The sequence below is a fragment of the Clostridioides sp. ES-S-0108-01 genome (assembly GCF_020662285.1).
Lineage (GTDB): Bacteria > Bacillota > Clostridia > Peptostreptococcales > Peptostreptococcaceae > Clostridioides.
In genome coordinates, this window is the sequence record NZ_JADGMN010000013.1 from 61,126 (window position 1) to 80,619 (window position 19,494).

General features: G+C 27.4%; 14 protein-coding genes, 1 pseudogene and 1 riboswitch. Of the genes and pseudogenes, 2 read left to right on the forward strand and 13 right to left on the reverse strand.

All coding sequences use genetic code 11. From position 1 onward, the window contains the following. Nucleotides 1-17 precede the first annotated feature (17 nt). On the forward strand, nucleotides 18-1,262 hold the full coding sequence (locus tag IR152_RS12905; protein ID WP_227452362.1) for a D-alanyl-D-alanine carboxypeptidase family protein: 1,245 nt from the start codon (nucleotides 18-20) through the stop codon (nucleotides 1,260-1,262). 325 nt (nucleotides 1,263-1,587) lie between these two features. Here the strand turns inward: IR152_RS12905 and IR152_RS12910 are convergent, their stop codons facing one another. The 12 genes and pseudogenes from IR152_RS12910 to IR152_RS12965 form a co-directional block, all read right to left on the reverse strand. Further along, entirely contained in the window at nucleotides 1,588-2,262 is a 675-nt protein-coding gene (locus IR152_RS12910) for an ABC transporter ATP-binding protein (RefSeq protein ID WP_227452363.1), read from the reverse strand. Between the two features lie 213 nt (nucleotides 2,263-2,475). After that, the gene (locus IR152_RS12915) at nucleotides 2,476-5,025 is read right to left on the reverse strand and encodes an ABC transporter permease (protein ID WP_227452364.1); all 2,550 of its coding nucleotides are present in this window, start codon (nucleotides 5,023-5,025) and stop codon (nucleotides 2,476-2,478) included. A 502-nt stretch (nucleotides 5,026-5,527) separates the two neighbouring features. After that, the gene (locus IR152_RS12920; RefSeq protein ID WP_227452365.1) at nucleotides 5,528-6,847 is read right to left on the reverse strand and encodes an ATP-binding protein; all 1,320 of its coding nucleotides are present in this window, start codon (nucleotides 6,845-6,847) and stop codon (nucleotides 5,528-5,530) included. Further along, complete coding sequence (locus tag IR152_RS12925; protein WP_227452366.1) at nucleotides 6,841-7,551, reverse strand: LytR/AlgR family response regulator transcription factor; 711 nt, start codon at nucleotides 7,549-7,551, stop codon at nucleotides 6,841-6,843. Before IR152_RS12925 ends, IR152_RS12920 begins: the two co-directional genes overlap by 7 nt. A gap of 2,034 nt (nucleotides 7,552-9,585) precedes the next feature. Next, nucleotides 9,586-11,155 (reverse strand): annotated as a pseudogene (locus IR152_RS20480) (cell wall-binding protein CwpV); the annotation flags it as partial. A 421-nt stretch (nucleotides 11,156-11,576) separates the two neighbouring features. Then, nucleotides 11,577-12,971, reverse strand: a complete 1,395-nt coding sequence (locus tag IR152_RS12935; RefSeq protein WP_227452367.1) for a sensor histidine kinase — start codon at nucleotides 12,969-12,971, stop codon at nucleotides 11,577-11,579. Beyond that, complete coding sequence (locus tag IR152_RS12940; RefSeq protein WP_077699688.1) at nucleotides 12,964-13,611, reverse strand: response regulator transcription factor; 648 nt, start codon at nucleotides 13,609-13,611, stop codon at nucleotides 12,964-12,966. Before IR152_RS12940 ends, IR152_RS12935 begins: the two co-directional genes overlap by 8 nt. Before the next feature lie 439 nt (nucleotides 13,612-14,050). Further along, nucleotides 14,051-14,890, reverse strand: a complete 840-nt coding sequence (locus tag IR152_RS12945; RefSeq protein ID WP_227452368.1) for a PTS system mannose/fructose/sorbose family transporter subunit IID — start codon at nucleotides 14,888-14,890, stop codon at nucleotides 14,051-14,053. A 23-nt stretch (nucleotides 14,891-14,913) separates the two neighbouring features. Further along, the gene (locus tag IR152_RS12950) at nucleotides 14,914-15,672 is read right to left on the reverse strand and encodes a PTS mannose/fructose/sorbose/N-acetylgalactosamine transporter subunit IIC (protein WP_227452369.1); all 759 of its coding nucleotides are present in this window, start codon (nucleotides 15,670-15,672) and stop codon (nucleotides 14,914-14,916) included. Between the two features lie 43 nt (nucleotides 15,673-15,715). Then, nucleotides 15,716-16,189 carry a PTS system mannose/fructose/N-acetylgalactosamine-transporter subunit IIB gene (locus tag IR152_RS12955; RefSeq protein ID WP_227452370.1) on the reverse strand — a complete coding sequence of 158 codons (474 nt, stop codon included), beginning with the start codon at nucleotides 16,187-16,189 and terminating at the stop codon, nucleotides 15,716-15,718. 28 nt (nucleotides 16,190-16,217) lie between these two features. After that, a complete protein-coding gene (locus IR152_RS12960) occupies nucleotides 16,218-16,634 on the reverse strand; it encodes a PTS sugar transporter subunit IIA (protein ID WP_311315442.1) in 417 nt (138 codons plus the stop codon). 51 nt (nucleotides 16,635-16,685) lie between these two features. Continuing rightward, complete coding sequence (locus tag IR152_RS12965) at nucleotides 16,686-17,738, reverse strand: galactitol-1-phosphate 5-dehydrogenase (RefSeq protein WP_227452372.1); 1,053 nt, start codon at nucleotides 17,736-17,738, stop codon at nucleotides 16,686-16,688. Between the two features lie 376 nt (nucleotides 17,739-18,114). On the opposite strand from IR152_RS12965, the gene IR152_RS12970 reads away from it, so the two are divergent. After that, on the forward strand, nucleotides 18,115-18,795 hold the full coding sequence (locus IR152_RS12970) for a phosphoribosylaminoimidazolesuccinocarboxamide synthase (RefSeq protein ID WP_227452373.1): 681 nt from the start codon (nucleotides 18,115-18,117) through the stop codon (nucleotides 18,793-18,795). Nucleotides 18,796-18,926: 131 nt separating this feature from the next. Here the strand turns inward: IR152_RS12970 and sugE are convergent, their stop codons facing one another. Further along, the gene (sugE, locus tag IR152_RS12975) at nucleotides 18,927-19,247 is read right to left on the reverse strand and encodes a quaternary ammonium compound efflux SMR transporter SugE (RefSeq protein WP_227452374.1); all 321 of its coding nucleotides are present in this window, start codon (nucleotides 19,245-19,247) and stop codon (nucleotides 18,927-18,929) included. Nucleotides 19,248-19,315: 68 nt separating this feature from the next. After that, nucleotides 19,316-19,422: riboswitch (guanidine-I (ykkC/yxkD leader) on the reverse strand. Between the last annotated feature and the right edge of the window lie 72 nt (nucleotides 19,423-19,494).

The following is a 19,494-nucleotide window of genomic DNA, read 5'->3' on the forward strand; positions in this document are numbered from 1 at the left end:
GTCGATTAATATATGAAATGGAGGACGAGATTTTGAAAGGAAAAATAAAACAGTTAACAATACTTGCATTAATTTTTATATTTATAACTCCTGTATTTGCATTTGCAGATACTCCACCAGTACCAAACTCTTCAAGAGCAGCACTACTTATAGACCAGGAAACTAAAAGAATATTATTTGAAAAAAACAGTGATGAAAAAATGCCTTTAGCAAGTTTAAGTAAAATGATGACCTTTTTATTGGCAATAGAAGCAGTTGATAAGAATCAAGTAAAAGAGACTGATATGGTGAAAATAGACAAGTCTACAGCTTCAGTAGGAGGTTCTACTTGTAAACTTAAAGATGGTGATGAAATATCTCTAGGAGAGCTTATGCAAGGTCTTATGCTAGTATCTGGAAATGATGCTGCTATAGCTATAGCTAAACATATTGGTAAAACTGAAAAGAATTTTGTAAATATGATGAATAATAAAGCTGAAGAAATAGGAATGATTGATACGTATTATTTTAATCCAAATGGGCTTCCTATATATACTGACCCAGAGCATAAAGAGCCTCCTATTGAGAATATATCAACAGCTCATGATATAGTCGCACTTGGAAAGTATATGTATGACCATTATGAAAATCAAGTTACTAGAATAACTACTATGCAAGTATACAATGACACAAAAAAAGATTTTACACATTATAACACAAATCCCCTACTTGTTTCAGTACCTGGTGTTGACGGAATAAAGACAGGCTATACAGATAATGCTGGATATTGTCTTGCATTTTCTATGATGGTACCTAAAGATGCTAAAAACGAAAGAAATCATAGATTGATAGGTGTTGTACTTGGTGATGGCAATAAGAAAAATAGAATTTCCTCTTCTTCTAGTTTATTGAAGTATGGTAAAGATAATTTCCATTCTAAAAAGATAGCCCATAAAGGAGACATTATAGAAACTCCTTGTGTTGATGGTATTGATGATTTTAAGATAACGGTTAAGGTTGATAAAGATTTGTATGGTGTTGTTTCAGATAACGAGAATATCAATCCTAAGGTAGTGTTTAAAAATATGAATTATCCTATTCATAAGGGAGATATTGTTGGTGTTGCAAAGTATTATAATGATTCTGGTAAGTTTGTTGGAAGTGTTGATGTGAGAAGTGAGAGTAATATAGGATGTATTCCTTTGAAAGATAAGATTAAGATTAAGGTTACTAAGATAAATAGAAAGCTTGAAGTTAAAAATTCTGTTTGTTTTAAGGCTTAATATCGAAAAATTAGATGAGATTAATGGAAACCCTGCTTTATAGTGGGGTTTTTTGTTTTATACAAAAAATTAAAATAGTGGCAACAATTGAGGATGTGAGGGAGAGTTGCCACTATTTTGTATAGGGTATTATTATATTATGTTTTTAAGCTAGTTTTACTATCTTTTATGTTTATATAATAACTCTTGGATGTGAATTTAATTGATAATTCATATGAAAATTATGTGAAGTTTTGGTTAATTTGAAAATATACATAGATTTATGTTTATTTATAATAACTCTTGTACAGCTTTTAACATATTTTTAATTCTAAATAAATTGTTATTAATAATTTTTTTCATCTATTTTACCATCTTTTATAGTTATAATTCTATCAGCTGTCTTTGCAATATTATCATTATGAGTTATCATAACTAGCGTTTGTCTGTACTCTTTAACACACCATTCAAGCATATTCATAACTTCATTTGTAGTCTTACTATCTAAGTTACCAGTAGGTTCATCTGCAAATATTACTGATGGTCTATTGGCTAAAGCTCTAGCTATTGCAACTCTTTGTTGTTGACCTCCTGATAGTTCATTAGGATATTTCTTTATTTGTTTTTCAATCCCCAACTTATTAATTAATTCCATAACATATTCTTTGTCTTCTTTCTTCCCATCAAGCAACACAGGAAGTACTATATTATCATATACATCTATAACTGGTATTAAATTGTAGCTTTGAAATATGAAGCCAAATTCCTGTCTTCTTATTTCAGACAGCTTATTATCATTTAATGTATATAAATCTACATCATCTAAGTATACATTCCCTAAAGTTGGCTTGTCTAATCCTGCAACACAGTGAAGTAGTGTACTTTTACCAGAACCACTTGCACCTACAATAGCTGTAAATTTATGTGGCTCTATATCTAAATCAATACCATCAAGAGCTCTAACTTCATTCTCATATTTTCCATATATTTTTTTTAAATCTTTTACCTTAAGTATTTTCATAATGTATCTCCATTCCCATTCAAAAATATATATTTTTAAATTAAAATTTTTGTAGATAAATTCTACTACCATATCTAAATCCTCTAATTGATATAAATATACTCCTTTGTAGTCAATACAAATATTAAACTCTTTATTTAAAATAGTTAAAAAATTATATACATTATAATTTCCAATACATATAAAGTTGTTAAATAAATTAAATTAGCAATTTTATTCATTTTCTTTTATACCACTTACTATACTAAGTTTATTTATCATTCTATTAGAAAAGTAAACTGCAATTACACAAACGAAAACAGATATTAATCCAAATATTAAAATCTCAAATATTGGAATTTCAAATTTAATAGAACTGTTTATACCGTATATCTGTTGATTAAGTTTATTAGTTTCGGAAACCATTTTATAATAATTGAAACTAGATATGATTCCCGCCACAATCATACTTAATATTCCATATACTATATTTTCTTTTATTAACATTCTTTTTACATTTTTCTTGGACATTCCTACTGCTCTAAACGTACATATCTCACTTAGTCTTACAATTATATTTGATCTGACTATAAAAATAATATTTATGGACGATATTAATAAAACTCCAAACACACAAATCATTGCTAGTTTATATGAAGAATCATTATAATGGTCTCCAAAATGATTACGTACATATCTTCCCTCTATATCTGAAAACCCATTTTTTTCTATCATATTATTTATGTCCTTTATTACTTTTTTATCTGTTCCTTTTTTTATCTTCACAAAAACTTTATTATAATCACTTATCCCTGTTAATTCTTTTAAATCCTTTTCATTGAATATCATTTGAATTCCACCTGATTGAGATTCTCCATCTTGCTCTGATATATAACTATTTTTCATTATTCCAGCTATTCTTACTTTTGTATTTATGTATGTATACTCTCCATTTTTATATACAGGAATTTTTATATCTATTAAGTCTCCTACTTTAGGTGATTTTATAATCTGAGTATTATTTGACAATTCAATTCTAGAGTAAAAATTATTTACCAATAAAACATTTTTATAATCATCATCTGTATAATTATAAATATTTTTACCTTTATCTATATACTTACCTATATTATTTAATAGCTCTTTATTGTAACCCCTAATTAAAACTGTAGATTCATTATCGTTATTTATTTCAGTTCTTTTTAACTCGTCCAAATAACTTTTTTCTAAGTCAGCATTTCTTAGATATCCTTTTAAATAAATATTAGGTTCAATATCTGTTACATCGTTAACAGCTTTTATTTCATTTAATAAAGAATTATCATATTTAGAAAATGTATAATTTGCATTTATTGGTGAATATCCTAAATAAATATCAAAATTGCCATATGATTTACTTGTTATATTAGCCGAGTCTGACTCTTTTCCATATATGAATTTTGTAGAAGTTAGTCTACCTATAAATAAAACTCCACATAGTGATATCGTAATTATTATTATTATTGATGTAACCTTATTCCTAAATATATTTTTAAAAGCTATCTCATTTATAATTCCAACAACTTTTTTATGTAATTTTAACAACAAAAGCTTAGGAACATAATTTAACTTATCTGTCTTTTTTATAGCATCAATTATAGATAAATTTCCAGCTCTATATATAGGTACTACAGAAGCTAATATAACTGCTACAATTGACATGATGATAGATTCAACTATAGAATTTGTATTTATAGTTAATTCTGCACTTTTATCATATACAATCATAAGCCCTAAGTAAGAAAAAACTATACCTCCAAGTAAACCAATTACTATGCCCACGAGTAAAACTACAATACTCTGAATAAAAAATATACGTCTAATATTTTTCTTGCTGGCTCCAACTGCTCTAAGTAAACCAATTTGCTTGGTCATATCTAATATTATTATGTTAAACATGTTATATATTACCAATGTTGCACATAATAATGGTAATAATCTTTGCTTTATTGAGTAAGTTGTTGTTTTTGAAATATTTTTCATAGACATAGCCATACTTACTTCTGTATTTGGATAAAATTGATTACTTGTTAACTTATATTTTACCCCTAAATTCACTACTTTCTGAGTGTCTAAATCTTTTGTATTAAGTTTTAATGTCCCCATATGATTTATTAATTCAGATGGAACAATACCTTTACCATTATTTGAATATGTAAAAGCTCTTACCTTATATTCATTTAAACTTTCATAGTATTCATCAGATTTACTTAAAATACCAACTATTTTAAATTGCTTATCTTTACTATAAATAGAATTTTCATTATTTTTATTTATATACTCATTAACAATCTGAAAATCAATAGTTTGATTTAATTTGACATCTAATTCCATTTTGTCTAAAACTTTTTGTTCTATTACTAATTCATTAGAATTTCTAGGCTCTCTACCTCTAATTAACTTATATCTAGTAGAATCTAAAAAATCTTTATTGTAAGAGCATAAATTTAGAGATGCTCCATTATCTTTACTTACAATTTCTCCAAATTTAAGTACATCATTGAATTCTTTTATACCTTCTTCACTATTAAGTTTTTTTACTATATCGCTATTTACATCTTCATAAAAAGCATGATAATCTCCTGAGTTTTTGTATGCATGATTTATATCTGATTGACCTTGAGACTCATTAATAACACTTAATGAAAAAACTAGCATAACAGCAATCCCTATACTGAGTATTAATGATAAAGTTTTTCCTTTTTGTTTTTTTAAATACGACACTGCAAGTTTAATATTAATCACAATTAGAATCCTCCTTATTCATATTTACAGGAAAAACTCTATAACATATTTCATTCTAAAAAACACATCTAGTACTTTCACCATTCATATAAATTGACTAGTCTTTTTTAATATGTTACTGTCCCTTTTGGAGTTTTTCCTACAGAATGCTCCATACAGTCTATTAGCAACATTATTCTATAAATTATAAATTTTCTGTTTTTTTAGCATTGATTAGTAGCATCAATTCCACTAAATATCAATTGTTAATTTGCTATTTCTATATCACTCATTATGAATTTTCCCAGACTTACATTTTAAATTTTTTCATCTTTTACTTCGACTTTGTTACTATATTTTTCCAACTATTAACATTATAAAAATAAATATAAATAATATTTTTTCTTCTATTGTTTTATTAAGTACTATCACCCTTAAATCTTCTATGCTTAAAAGATAGCATACTCTATATCACTTTTCAATGCCATTGCTCCAACTGGGCATTTTAAAGTTCCAACTAGAATTAGTTTCTAGTTAATGGTATATAAATAGTAACTATAAACTTATTTTTATCTGAATGTATTTCCACATTTCCATTATATTTTTCTACTGAATCTTTTATACTATTTATTCCTATTCCATGTAAAAATGAATCTTTCTTACTTGTAATAATTTTATTATTTTTTAATAAAACTTCGTTTATCTTGGTATTTTCACATTTTATTACAAATAATCTATTTATAACAGTTCCTCTTAGTTTAATCTTTTTTTGTATATTTGTATCCTGAATCTTATTACAAGCCTCTATTGCATTATCTATCATATTTGAAAATATACTACATACATCTGGCATCTCTATAAAATTACACTCTAAAAAATTTATATCTACTAAAAAAATTATATTATTCGTATCACAAATAGATTTTTTCTCACTCAAAATAACATCTAGAATCATACTATGTGTATTAAATATAGTATTACATTCTTTTATTTGCTCATTTATATCTTTAATATACTTATCTGCAAACTCATTTTTCCCATAAACATTCTGAATACAAATGATATGATTATTCATATCATGATATAGTTTTCTTATTTTCGACTGATATTCCTGTAAATTTAAATAATATTTATATTGCATATTCATTCTTTTTTTTGTAATTTCATGTTCTATCCTTAAATTATTATCTTTTATTATTCTTCTTATAATACTTACTAAGGAAATATTTGATAGTAAAAATACAGTTGATATTGTAAGTATTATTAAACTTTCTTTAGAGTCAATACTCTTGTCTTTAAAAATAAATTCAAATATGACTATTACACTAATAATATTTGATATTACTGGAATAGATAAATATATACAGTCCTTCTTGTTTATTTTTATTTTTAATCGGATAACTTTAAGTAATGGTATTAATGCTATTAGTAATGATTTAGATATCATTATTAATTCTAATCTTAATAAATTATTATCTAATAAATTACTCATATTTTGTACAGAGTTAAGAATCCCTACTATACTTAGTCCAACACTATCAAATCCGATTAATAACATCCAATATAACAAGCTTACAAGTATACTTTTCCACTTATTCACTACATAATTTATTTTATACAATACATATGTAATAAATATACATATAAATAACTTAATATTTATATTGAACTTCATTATAGTCAACATAGTAATTATCATAATTGCAATTAGTATGCTACTATTTAGGACTAATTTATTCTTCCTTAATTCACTAAGTTCATCCAATAAAAATTTTAATACAACACATTCTATCGCTGTGGAAATTATTGTTAGAATAATCCAAAATACATCTGTCTCTAGCATAATACATCACCCAATAAATACGTTAATTTTGTCTTTAAATCAGATATTCTATATTTACTAACTGGTATATCTTTATTATTAATAACTACAGTATTTTTACATATAAATTGAATATATTCCAAGCTAATTAAATAGCTCTTATGACATCTAAAAAAATTATATTTTTCTAGTTCTAATTCTATTTTATTCATGCTATTATTAGTATAATAAATACCATCTTTAGTATGTATGGTCAAAACCTTTTTTCTAACTTCTATATACATAATGCTATTAATTAAAATTTTATTGATTATACCTTTATTTTCTATCAGCATAAAGTTTTCTCTTTTTTTTATAATATCTGATATACAACTCAAAATACTTTCATTTAAATCTCCAAAATCTATAGGCTTTAATAAATACCTATAAGCCTTTACCTTATAACCTTCCTGTATATAATCGACTATTGAAGTTATAAATATTATTTCAGAAGTATCATTAGTTTCTCTAATTATTTTAGCCACATCCATACCTGTTAGTTTAAGCATTTTAATATCTAAAAAGAATATATCAATTTCTTCCAAATTAGACTCCAATAACTCTTCTCCTGAATTAAACTCAAACAGTTCAATTTGACTAGAAATACCCTCTAAGGACTTTAATATACACTCTCTTAAAAAAGTTATTTGTGTGATATCATCCTCACAGATAACTATTCTATACATAAACAACCCTCCTTAGACATTAGATCTAAAAACAAATAAAATATCAATTTATAAATAATTATTTAGTTATACAACTAACAAATGGATTACCATATATAAACTCCAATATTTATTTGCTATCTCTATCTCTAAACTTAATGATTTAGCTACTCACTTTAACTTAGTTCATAATCTTTAGTATTTGTATATAAGCATCTGTACTTTCATTATACAAATGGTCACAAAATACTGTTATTCACATAAAAAATCTACATCTATTTTTAGTATGTTAACAGCAAAAACAACAATATTCCTCAGATTTTTAAAAATAATTAATACTTAATATAGTTTTGTATACTATTTATAGGTAATTTTTATATCATTTTAAACATTAAAATTATTGATGTTTAAGAACTATTATATTGATATTAATATATAGTTAACGATATCAAAAATTTTTTAACTAGAGTTCTCTCTTATTTAAGATTTTTCTATAGAAAAATCTAGGAATAAATCGAAAATGAACGGATAGCCTTTTATCTTTTATTTTCGATTTATTTATTTGAATTTTAACATAAATATATCTTTTAGTATACATTAATCATGCTAAATTTATGATGATATGTATACAAAATATTGTTTAGTATTTTCTAATAAAAAATATTACTGGAATTAAAAAATTTCCAGTAATATTTAATAGGCAAAAAACATATTTATACAAATATATAATTTAGTTTAATGATGTATTAAATTATTTAACTAAATTAGTAAACTTAGCCATTAGTCTCCCAACTGTTGATATAGCACTTGAATCTTCTTCTACCTTATATGTCTTTCCATTTACTAAACTTGTTATTGATGTTCCTGTTAATCCTGCTTTTTCTCCTTCTTCTCCTAGCGTTCCATCAGCCTTAGTATACTTTTCAACTCCATCCACTGTTACTTTATATATCTTTCCTGATGTCAATCCTGTTATTTCTTTATCTCCTGCTGTTGCTCCTGATACTGAACCTTCTCCTATTATTACTTTGTTCGCTACTGGTGCTATATATTCTTCTACCTTATATGTCTTTCCATTTACTAAACCTGTTATTGATGTTCCTGTTAATCCTGCTTTTTCTCCTTCTTCACCTAGCGTTCCATCAGCCTTAGTATACTTTTCAACTCCATCTACTGTTACTTTATATATCTTTCCTGATGTCAATCCTGTTATTTCTTTATCTCCTGCTGTTGCTCCTGATACTGAACCTTCTCCTATTATTACTTTGTTCGCTACTGGTGCTATATATTCTTCTACCTTATATGTCTTTCCATTTACTAAACCTGTTATTGATGTTCCTGTTAATCCTGCTTTCTCTCCTTCTTCACCTAGAGTTCCATCAGCCTTAGTATACTTTTCAACTCCATCTACTGTTACTTTATATATCTTTCCTGATGTCAATCCTGTTATTTCTTTATCTCCTGCTGTTGCTCCTGATACTGAACCTTCTCCTATTATTACTTTTGTTGATTTTGCTGGTACTACTACATCTATTTCTCCTGTATCCGCTGTTTTACCACTTGATTCTTGTGTTACTGTAAATACTAATTTTACTGTTTTCTCTGCATCTGGTGGCACTATTGTTCCATCTTTCTTTATAACACCTTCATCACTTGTTGTTTTTATTGCTATAGTATACCCATTTGATACTGTTGGCATAGTTAGTTTAGTAGCATCTTTTTCTGGTGCAGGAACACTTGTTATTTTTGCCACTTCATTATCTAGTGCTGTTTGTAATTCTTCATCTGTTGATTTAGCTGGTACTGTTACAGATATTTCTTTTGTATCTGCTGTTTTTCCACTTGATGTATGTGTTACTGTAAATACTAGTTTTACTGTTGTTGCTGTATTTGGGGGTACTATTGTTCCATCTTTCTTTATAACACTCTCATCACTTGTTGTTTTTATTGCTATAGTATATCCACTTGATACTGATGGCATAGTTAATTTAGTTGCATCTTTTGCCGGTGCAGTCACGCTTGTTATTTTTGCTGCTTCATTATTTACTGATGTTTGATTAGAAGAACTTCCTCCTGAAGACGAACCTCCTCCATGTGAAGAACCTCCACTTGACGAACTTCCTCCTGATGAGTTAGAACTTGGACTGTTTCCACTTATCGTTGGGGAATTATCTCCCTTAACACTACTTATTGTACCCTTATTATCTATAGTAGTTCCTTTAGAATTATTTGTAACTGTAGTTATCTTACCACCATTAGTAACCTTTACTTGGCTTGCTCCAGATGCTACTGTTAAACTGCCAATCTCACCTTTAGAATTATTCTCTATCTTAGCTCCATTTTTATCATTAACCTTTAAGTTAGTTATTTTTCCATAGTTAACAAAAGTTCCATCTTTTACATCATCTATAACTACATCATCCACTTTTGCATAGTTATTTACATCCCCATTAGGCATATTGATAGTTACAGTCTTTGTATATGTACCATTTAAGTTTACTGTTACTGCCTTATCAGTTTGTATTGTAAATGCTTCTTTAACCTCACTAGTTGGCTTAAAGTTTATAACATCATTAGCAGTAGCTTTATCTACAGCTGATTTTAACTCAGAAATTGTTTTAGCTTCAACTGTGTTTACTTCTTGTAGTGATTTCATTTCATTAAATGCTGTCTCATTACCATTTCCACCAACTTTAGTTATCTTATCAAAACTCTTAGAGTTAACTAAAGATTTTTGTGAAGCTGATAGATTTTTTCCAACTAAAACTACTGGTGATTGGTTCTTAGCACCTAATGCACCTACTGCTAATGCATCTATAAGTTGGTCTTGTTTATTCATACCATCTTTAGTTACATAAGCATTTTTTAAATCTGTATTCTTATAAAATTCTTTTACTACTTTTGCATTTGTATCATTTCTATCTGTTCCACCTAGTCTTGTACTATTTGGTAGTTTATTTTTAACAGCTTCAGAAATTGAACTCTCTCCACCTACTACATAAGATTGAGTTATTCCAGCATTTTTGATAAATTCGTCTGCAACTGCTGTTCCATTTTTAGAATCAGCAAGTATTACTGGCATATTGTTTTGTGCAGCTGGTGCTCCTACACTTACAGCATCTGCAAGTCCTTTTTCACCATTAACTACAGCTATTTTCTTAACATCACTTATAGCATCTAATTTCTTTGCCAATTCTAAGGATGTTTGATATCTCTCAGCTCCAGAGATTCTTTCAAAAGATATTTTTAAATCTTTTATTTCTTTTTCTATATTTGTGCTTAATACAGAAGTTCCACCTATTAAGTATACTTTTTTAGCTTTTAATCTTTGTATTTCTGCTTTCGTCTTATCATTTAATTTATCTTTACCTGTTAAAAGTATTGGAGCATTTTTTGCCTTCGCAAATGGTGTTGCGGATAGAGCATCTGCTATAGATGAGTCGTTCACTATTACTACTTCATCAGCATTTTTCCATCCATTTTGACTTATTTTAACAGCAGTTTCATATCTTTCTTGTCCTGTTAAATTTGTTGCTACAGTTTGTGCACTAGCTATGCCTGCGGTTGAACTTCCAGCTATCATTGTCACTGTAAGCATTGCAGCAATCTTCTTTGGTATTTTCATTGTATTTTCTTCCCCCTTGTCCATTTGATATTACTTAGTTTTTTGACTTTGTTACCGTTCTAATTCTAAAGGCTACTTAATATCTAATTTTAAAGAGGTTTTCTAACTATAATGATTTCATAATTAATTTATAATTATTTTATATTGTAGTTATTATAAAGGAATAAAGAAATTTTCTTATTAATTGAAAAATTTGTAAATTTAGATTTTAAAGTAAGTTTGATTTTTATGTTAATGAATTGTAGTAAAAAAGGGGGTTTTATATAAAAAAAGTAGCCTTTAGAATTAAAAGCGCTACTCTTTTTACAAATAAATTTCATTATTTATACTTTTAATTATATATTAAATAACCAATTTTATCCATATGAAAAATAAATAATCATGATATTTTTTTAATTATTCTTTATATTTACACTTTAATTTAAGTTGATTTTATAAAGATAATATAAAATTCTATTATTCCATCGCAAATTTCAACCCTGTATCTAAAATTATTTTCTTCAAGTATAGTTCTAACTATAGTAAGACCAAGCCCAGTTCCAGAAAGTTCTTTACTTCTTGACTTATCTAAAACATAAAAAGGCTTCCATATATTCTCTATATCATCTTCTATATCATAATCTATGCCGTTTTTTATAGATAATATAATTCTATCATTCTCTTTAAAAAGACTAATCTCTATTTCATTATTACTAGTATACTTTATCGCATTACTAATCAAATTATTAAATACCATATCTATACTATCTTCATCCGAAATCATTATAAGTTCTTTATCATCTATACTACACTTAACACTTATACCACCTCTATCTATCAACAACTCATAGTTTTTTAAACTTTTATACAACCTTTCCTTTAAATCTACCCGACACAGATTTACCTCTCTCTTCTCATATTTCGTCCAATATAAAAGAACATTTATTATATTGGTCATATTTTCTGCTTGCTCAATGATTGTATCTATATAAGTCCCATCATCCAAACCATCTTTCATACCTATCGCGTATGCTTTTATAAGTGCTATTGGAGTTTTCATTTCATGAGATGCATCTGATATAAAAGACTTTAGATTTTCATTTCTCTTATTTAATTCATTATGTGCTTTTTCAAGCTTTACGCTCATTATGTTTATGCTGTAAGCTAACTCCTCTATTTCATCATTCGTTTTTATATCTTCAGTCCTAAAATTTAATTCAGATATATCTTTAGATAAAAGCTTTAACTTTTCTATAGGTTTTATGACTCTGTTTGATAATATAAATGTAAGTATAGTTATTATAATTACCGAAAAGACTCCCATTATTATATTAAATTTATTTACAATACCAATAGTTTCTTCAGAATGCTCTATAGGTATAGATATAGCAAACAAGTAATTATCTTTCTTCATAAACTTTACAAGTAGACTATATTTCGTTTTACCCTGATTATATATTTTATTTATACTTTTATTATCAAGATTTTTTAAGCTATTTCCTTCAATCCAAAATTTATTTAAACTTAGACCTTTCTTCCAAAATTCACTTAACAAATCTTGATTTATTTTATCTATATTCCCTTTATCTTTATAATTTTTATCTAATTCTATATATACAATAGCTGTATTATTTTCTTCTTCAATTGAATCAATATCTGATTTTAATTTATTTATATCTTTATGTTTGATTTCATCTGCAATATTATCCAATACATTTCTTTTTTCGTGTAAATAATATCTATGAATAAACATACTGTTTATAGTTATAGACATTATATAAACAACTACAACTACTATAGATATACTTATGGACAATTTTTTGTTTAGTTTAGTCATTAAAATCCTCCAGACTATACCCTAATCCTCTATAAGTTTTTATTATATCTTCTCCTATTTTTACCCTTAACCTTCTTATATGAGTATCTACTGTTCTAAAATCTCCCTCATAATCCAATCCCCATACTAAATCTAAAAGTTTTTCTCTAGATAAAACTATACCCTTATTATTGATTAAACAACGAATTAATTCTAATTCTTTCTTAGTCAATAATAATTCCTTATCACCTTTAAAAACTTTACTTGACCCAAAATCTATTTTTAAATCTTTAATATTAATTGTATTTTTATAATTTATTAGTTTCTTAGCTCTTATTATTAAAACTCTAGGGTCAAATGGTTTTTTTATATATTCATCTGCTCCAATATTGAGTGCTTCTATTTCATCTTCACTTTGACTTTTTGCAGTCAACATAAGTACCTTTGTATTACTATTTTCCTTTATCTCTTTACAGACCTCTATTCCATCAATTATTGGCATCATCCAGTCTAATATAGCTAAGTCTATCTTATTTTCATAAAAAATATCTAAAGCCTCTTCCCCATTTTTTGCAGTAAATACATTGAAGTTTTCTTTTTTAAAATATGCACAAAGTATCTTAAGCATACTAATTTCATCATCAGCAATTAATATGTTCATTTATTCACATCCCTAAAATTCATTATTATATTTCATATTATATCCATTACTTTAATTATATAAAATATATGTTACAGGAAGTTTACAACTATTTATAATACATTAGTTATATATTATGATACCTCGACAATATCTTGATTATATATTTTAATATGTAACTAATATATTATAATATTTTAATTAAATTAAATAAATTTATATTTTTGTGAAATTACTTAATATTTTATATGAAAATGAAAAAGCACCTCATTCTGATTAAAAATCTTTCTGAGATACTTTTTAAAATATTAAATACTACATATAGCTTATATAAGTTTAAAATCTAATCTATTATAAAATTACCCTAATTGCTAAACTTTTTAATATAAATTTTCCAACATCCTACAAATATAATCAATAGATGTAGAATCCTAACTTACACACCAACATATATATTTATTTAAAATAGCCCCAAAATACCTGTAATAGCTCCCACTACTATCAGTATAAACATTATTTTTATTGGAGAAAGACCTTTTTTTAAAGCAAAGAGTACTAATAAAGTAAGTACCAAAGGAATTAATCCTGGAAATATCTTATCAAGTAAATCCGTTTGAAGACTAAATTTAAAATCACCACTAGTATAACTTATTGGTGTAGATAAATTAATAAATCTACCTACAAGTCCGCCCATGACTAAAGTACCTAGTATAGAAGCACCCTCTATAACTTTATTTACTATTCCACCTTGAAGTATACTTTCAACAGCTTTTTTTCCATACTTATATCCATTTGTCCACATTCCAAAAGAAATTGAAGTCATTATTATATATTGAGCTATTACAAATAATATAGGACCTGCAATCGATGCCCCGCCCTCAGTTAAACCAATACAAACAGCTAATACTATAGGTGTTATAACCCCTTGAGTTAAAGTATCACCAATTCCTGCCAAGGGACCCATCAAGCCTGTTTTGATAGCATTCATCCCATCCCCACTTATCTCATCCGCTCCTTTAGCTTTTTCTTCTTCCATAGCTATTGTTATTCCATGTATAACACATCCACATATAGGCTCTGTGTTAAAAAATGCTAGATGAGTCTCCACTTCTTGCTTTAACTCTTCCTTATCTGGATATAATTTCTTAAGTACTGGTAACATTGAATGTGAAAAAGCTGTTGATTGTAATCTTTCATAATTGTAGTTAGATTGTGCGAAGAAAAACCATCTTAACCATGATTTTATTACATCTTTCTTGCTTAACGTTTTCTTAGCTACTTCATTTTTTATATCTGACATAATATTTTCCCCCTCACATGAATTTAAGATGTAGCACTATCTTTTCCGTACTTGATTGAAGTAATTGTAAGAGCAAGTATTACTCCAATAACAGATATTACTATTATATCTACTTTAAAATAAACAGCCATTAATATTCCTAATATGAAAAAAGGCATAGTAAATTTGTTTCCAATCAATTTTAAGTTCATAGCAATTCCAAGTGCTGGCAACATAGCCCCAATTACATTAAACACATGTAGTACATTCTCATTCATTACTTCCAACATACCATCTATCGCATTTGGACCAAAATAAACAACTAATAATGCTGGTATAAAACTCATTGCAAATAACAGTATCTGTGGTGGTACTATATTTATAAATGCTACTTTATCTACATTCCCTTTTTGAACCTCTCTATCAGCCCAATGTGCAAAAAAAGAATTTACTGTCATCTTTCCAATCCAAAGTACAGTTGCAACAGTTCCTAATGGGACAGCTATTGCCATTGCAGTACTTACATCTAGCTTAGAGGCTATAGCTAAAGCAGTACCTACATATCCTGCAAAAGCTGGGTCTCCCATTTGAGCTCCTCCTGCTGATATAAAGCCTAAATATATCATATTTATACCTGCTCCTATAATTGCTCCTTGAACAGGGTCTCCTAATATAATTCCCGTTACAAATCCAGCTAATAAAGGTCTATTCCATGTAAAAAATCCAACATAAGTCAACCACGGACTCCAAGAAAGATAATAAAAAATTGCTATTAATACTGCTTGAATTAGTGAAATTTGCATATTCTTCCTCCTTATCTACTTATAAAGATTTACAAGATAGTCTTTATAATAATGTTACTACATCAATTTTCTTAGCATCTGGTACTATTTGTATGAAACATCTAACATTTTTTGATATTAGTTCTCTAAATATTTCCTTTTCTTCATCTGACACAGATATATTTTTGTAAAAACTTTTTCTACCAAGTCCAGCTCCCATACCTCCAACATTCAATTCCTTTAAATCTACCCCATTATTTACTAGACTTAAAACAGTTTTAGGGTATTTGACCAATACTATTAAATTTTCATCACCATTATGTGATTTTAAAACTTCAGCACCTGATTCTACATCATGTACTTCAACCTTGACAGTTGATGGAGCTGCCATTTGTAAAACTTGAACTATAAATGGGTCCTTTACAACTAAATCATCTACGATTACTATCTTTTTTGCAGATGTAATCTTACACCAAGCAGTGATAACTTGCCCATGTACCAATCTATCATCAATTCTTGTTAATGCTATATTACTCATAATAATTCCTCCAGATTTTTAATTTATTTTATATATTTAAAACTGTTTTCACATCTTTAATTCCTGTTCTCCCAACTTCCTCACATAAATTCTTTAAATCTTTTAACTTCATAGTATCTCTGTTTAAAAATAATTCTAAAAGCATAGGCAAATTTACACCTGTTAAACATTCTAACTCACATACCTTATCAAATTTGTTTATTACAATAGCAGATGTATTAAATGGAGTCCCGCCATAAAAATCAAGCAATATTAAAACCCCTTCATCCTTATATTTCTCAATTCCATCTTCTAACCTTCTACTAAACTCATCTATACTGTCACCATGGTTTAATCCTAAAGTTTCTACATTTTCCTGTTTGCCTACTATTAATTCAGCACTTTCTAACATCGCTTTAGCCATGCTTCCATGTGTAGCTATAATTATTCCTGCCATATGAATCATACCTTTCTTAACTAAACTTTTTTATATAGATTATTACTTTAGTATTCTAATCTAATTAGCTATATTAATCATTATCTTACCAAAGAAAATATCCCTTTTGTATATTTTTTCAAAATAAGTTGGTACTTCATCCAAATTTATTCTATGTGTTACTAATTTTTCAACATTCATATCACCCTTCTGCATATGATATAATCCAGAACTCCATTCTTTTCCTGGAAATGGAAATGAATTTCCAAACCAAGTTCCCTTTACAGTTAACTCACTTCTTACTATCTTTTCAAATTGTTCTCTAGTCAAAGCCACATCTCCATATGGTACACCTGCATACAATACTGTTCCTCCTTTTTTAGCTAATAATAATACTTGACCACATGTCATTGGAGTACCAGCTGATTCGATAACAATATCTGCACCAGCTCCGTTAGTTAAACTTTTTATTTCTTCTACAAGATTCTTTTTCTTTGCATTTATACAAATATCTGCCCCTAACTCTTTTGCCAATTCTAGTTTCTCATCAAATACATCCACAGCTATTACTTTTGTAGAACCAAATATTTTTGCCCATTGTATTGAAAATAGACCTATTGAACCTGTACCAAGTACTATAATAGTATCTCCAACTTTAGCCTCTGACCTAAAAAGACCATGCCCTGCTATACATACTGGTTCCAATGCAGCAGCTGTCTCATAGCTTATTTCATCTGGTATTTTTATTAAATTTCTCTCTTTTACCTTTGTATATTCTGCAAAACAACCTCCAAGTTCTTTATTTCCTATTATCGCTACGTTATTACACCTTGAATACAATCCTTTTTTACATTCATCACATTCAAAACATGGCATAGCTGGACAAACAGCAACTCTATCTCCTGTTTTAAAACTCTTCACTTCTGTACCAACCTGTGCTACTTCTCCAGAGAATTCATGACCTAGAATTTCTCCAACCATATGTGGACCCGTCTTTGAATATTTTGATATATCAGAACCACATATTCCAGCTACTTTTACTTTAATTATTACATCATCTTTTTCTAATATTTTTGGTACATCTACATCCTCTACTCTTGTGTTTCTTATACCATAGAACCTAACTGACTTCATTATTAATCACTCCTACATTTTATTTGAATTATGTTAATTATACAAAGCAACTTTCATGCCAATATTTGTAAGTACTGTTTTCACGCAGTTTATTAGATTATCATTAAATGTGTGTCAAAGTGTATCAAAAGTTTTTATATAAAATCTCATGTGTGTCAATATAAATGACACTCACATTTTATACTAGCTCTTCTATTATAAATTTTATAAAATGTACTTTTTTTATTATTTTTTGAAAAATGTTCGGAAATTTTCCTTCTATTTATGATATAATACTAAATATAAGGTATCAATATAAATTTTTATACGAATATCAGAACTTTTTTGACACTAATGCCTTATTAAATATAATAATTTAACTTTTTGGAGGTTGTTTATGAAAAAAGTGTATCAAGGAAAGACTAAAGATGTTTTTGAATTAGATAATGAAAATTACTTACTTAAATTTAAAGACGATGTAACTGGTAAAGATGGCGTATTTGACCCAGGCGAAAATAGTGTAGGTCTAAGTATAGATGGAATTGGTAGAGCTAATTTAGAGACATCTGTTAAGTTCTTTGAAATTCTAAACAATGCTGGAATTAAAACTCATTATGTAAGTGCTAATTTAGAAGAAGCAACTATGGAAGTTTTACCAGCAAAAGTTTTTGGTAATGGTTTGGAAGTTATTTGTCGTTATAGAGCTGTTGGTAGTTTCTTACGTCGTTATGGTTCATGTGTTGAAGAAGGTGCTAAACTAGATTGTTATGTAGAAGCAACTTTAAAAGATGATGACCGTTGTGACCCACTTATAACATCTGAAGGCTTAGAAGCTTTAAATATTATGACTCAAGCTCAATTTGATTCAATGAAGAGCATGACTCAAAAAATTTCTAATATAGTTCGTGATACTATAGCTGAAAAAGAACTTGAGCTTTATGATATCAAATTTGAATTTGGATTCTACAATGATGAAGTAATATTAATAGATGAAATAGCATCTGGAAATATGCGTGTTTATAAAGATGGTGTAATAGTTGACCCTATGGATTTAACTGCTCTTTTATTAGCAAAATAATATATACATATAATTTTAAAATACAATAAACTTATAAATAAGATAAGCTATGAAGTAAAGACTTTTTAAATGCTGATTATTTAAAACATTTTCTCACCTTTAATTTCATAGCTTATTTAAATTAATATACTCTAATTAGTAGATAGTAACTTTAACCCTACAATCCCCACTACAATAAAACCTATACATGCAATTCTTGATATACTAATAGGCTCATTTAAGATAGCCATGCCTACAATAGCTGTACCAACTGTACCAATTCCAGTCCATATTGCATATGAAGTTCCAAGTGGAAGATGTTTTAGTGCTAATGACAAAAAATAAAAACTTACAATCATTCCAACAACAGTAAGTATACTTGGAGTCAATTTAGAAAACCCATGTGAATTTTTTAGTTGAAAAGCCCAAAATACTTCAAACAAACCTGCAATAAACAAAAATAACCATTTCATAAAATCATCTCTCTTTTCAAATATATCTCTTATTTCACCAATAAAATAACCTGAAAAATATATAAAATATCTCCCAGGTTTTTATTCTTTCGTATTCACAACAAAAACTATGTTGTGGGTTTTATCTTGAACCAGACCAATCATTAATAATTGCAAAACCCTATAAAACTCTATTAATTATTCTATTTTATTTATAATAATACTATCAATATATAGATAAAGTCAATATATAGATACAATACATAAT

Bases quoted from the DNA above. Each gene is read 5' to 3' on its own strand.
- IR152_RS12970 (WP_227452373.1), top strand. From the start codon at position 18,115: ATGAAAAAAGTGTATCAAGGAAAGACTAAAGATGTTTTTGAATTAGAT.
- IR152_RS12940 (WP_077699688.1), bottom strand. From the start codon at position 13,611: ATGAACATATTAATTGCTGATGATGAAATTAGTATGCTTAAGATACTT.
- IR152_RS12955 (WP_227452370.1), bottom strand. From the start codon at position 16,189: ATGAGTAATATAGCATTAACAAGAATTGATGATAGATTGGTACATGGG.
- IR152_RS12960 (WP_311315442.1), bottom strand. From the start codon at position 16,634: ATGATTCATATGGCAGGAATAATTATAGCTACACATGGAAGCATGGCT.
- IR152_RS12945 (WP_227452368.1), bottom strand. From the start codon at position 14,890: ATGTCAGATATAAAAAATGAAGTAGCTAAGAAAACGTTAAGCAAGAAA.
- sugE (WP_227452374.1), bottom strand. From the start codon at position 19,247: ATGAAATGGTTATTTTTGTTTATTGCAGGTTTGTTTGAAGTATTTTGG.
- IR152_RS12910 (WP_227452363.1), bottom strand. From the start codon at position 2,262: ATGAAAATACTTAAGGTAAAAGATTTAAAAAAAATATATGGAAAATAT.
- IR152_RS12950 (WP_227452369.1), bottom strand. From the start codon at position 15,672: ATGCAAATTTCACTAATTCAAGCAGTATTAATAGCAATTTTTTATTAT.
- IR152_RS12935 (WP_227452367.1), bottom strand. From the start codon at position 12,971: ATGACTAAACTAAACAAAAAATTGTCCATAAGTATATCTATAGTAGTT.
- IR152_RS12965 (WP_227452372.1), bottom strand. From the start codon at position 17,738: ATGAAGTCAGTTAGGTTCTATGGTATAAGAAACACAAGAGTAGAGGAT.
- IR152_RS12920 (WP_227452365.1), bottom strand. From the start codon at position 6,847: ATGCTAGAGACAGATGTATTTTGGATTATTCTAACAATAATTTCCACA.
- IR152_RS12925 (WP_227452366.1), bottom strand. From the start codon at position 7,551: ATGTATAGAATAGTTATCTGTGAGGATGATATCACACAAATAACTTTT.
- IR152_RS12905 (WP_227452362.1), top strand. From the start codon at position 18: ATGGAGGACGAGATTTTGAAAGGAAAAATAAAACAGTTAACAATACTT.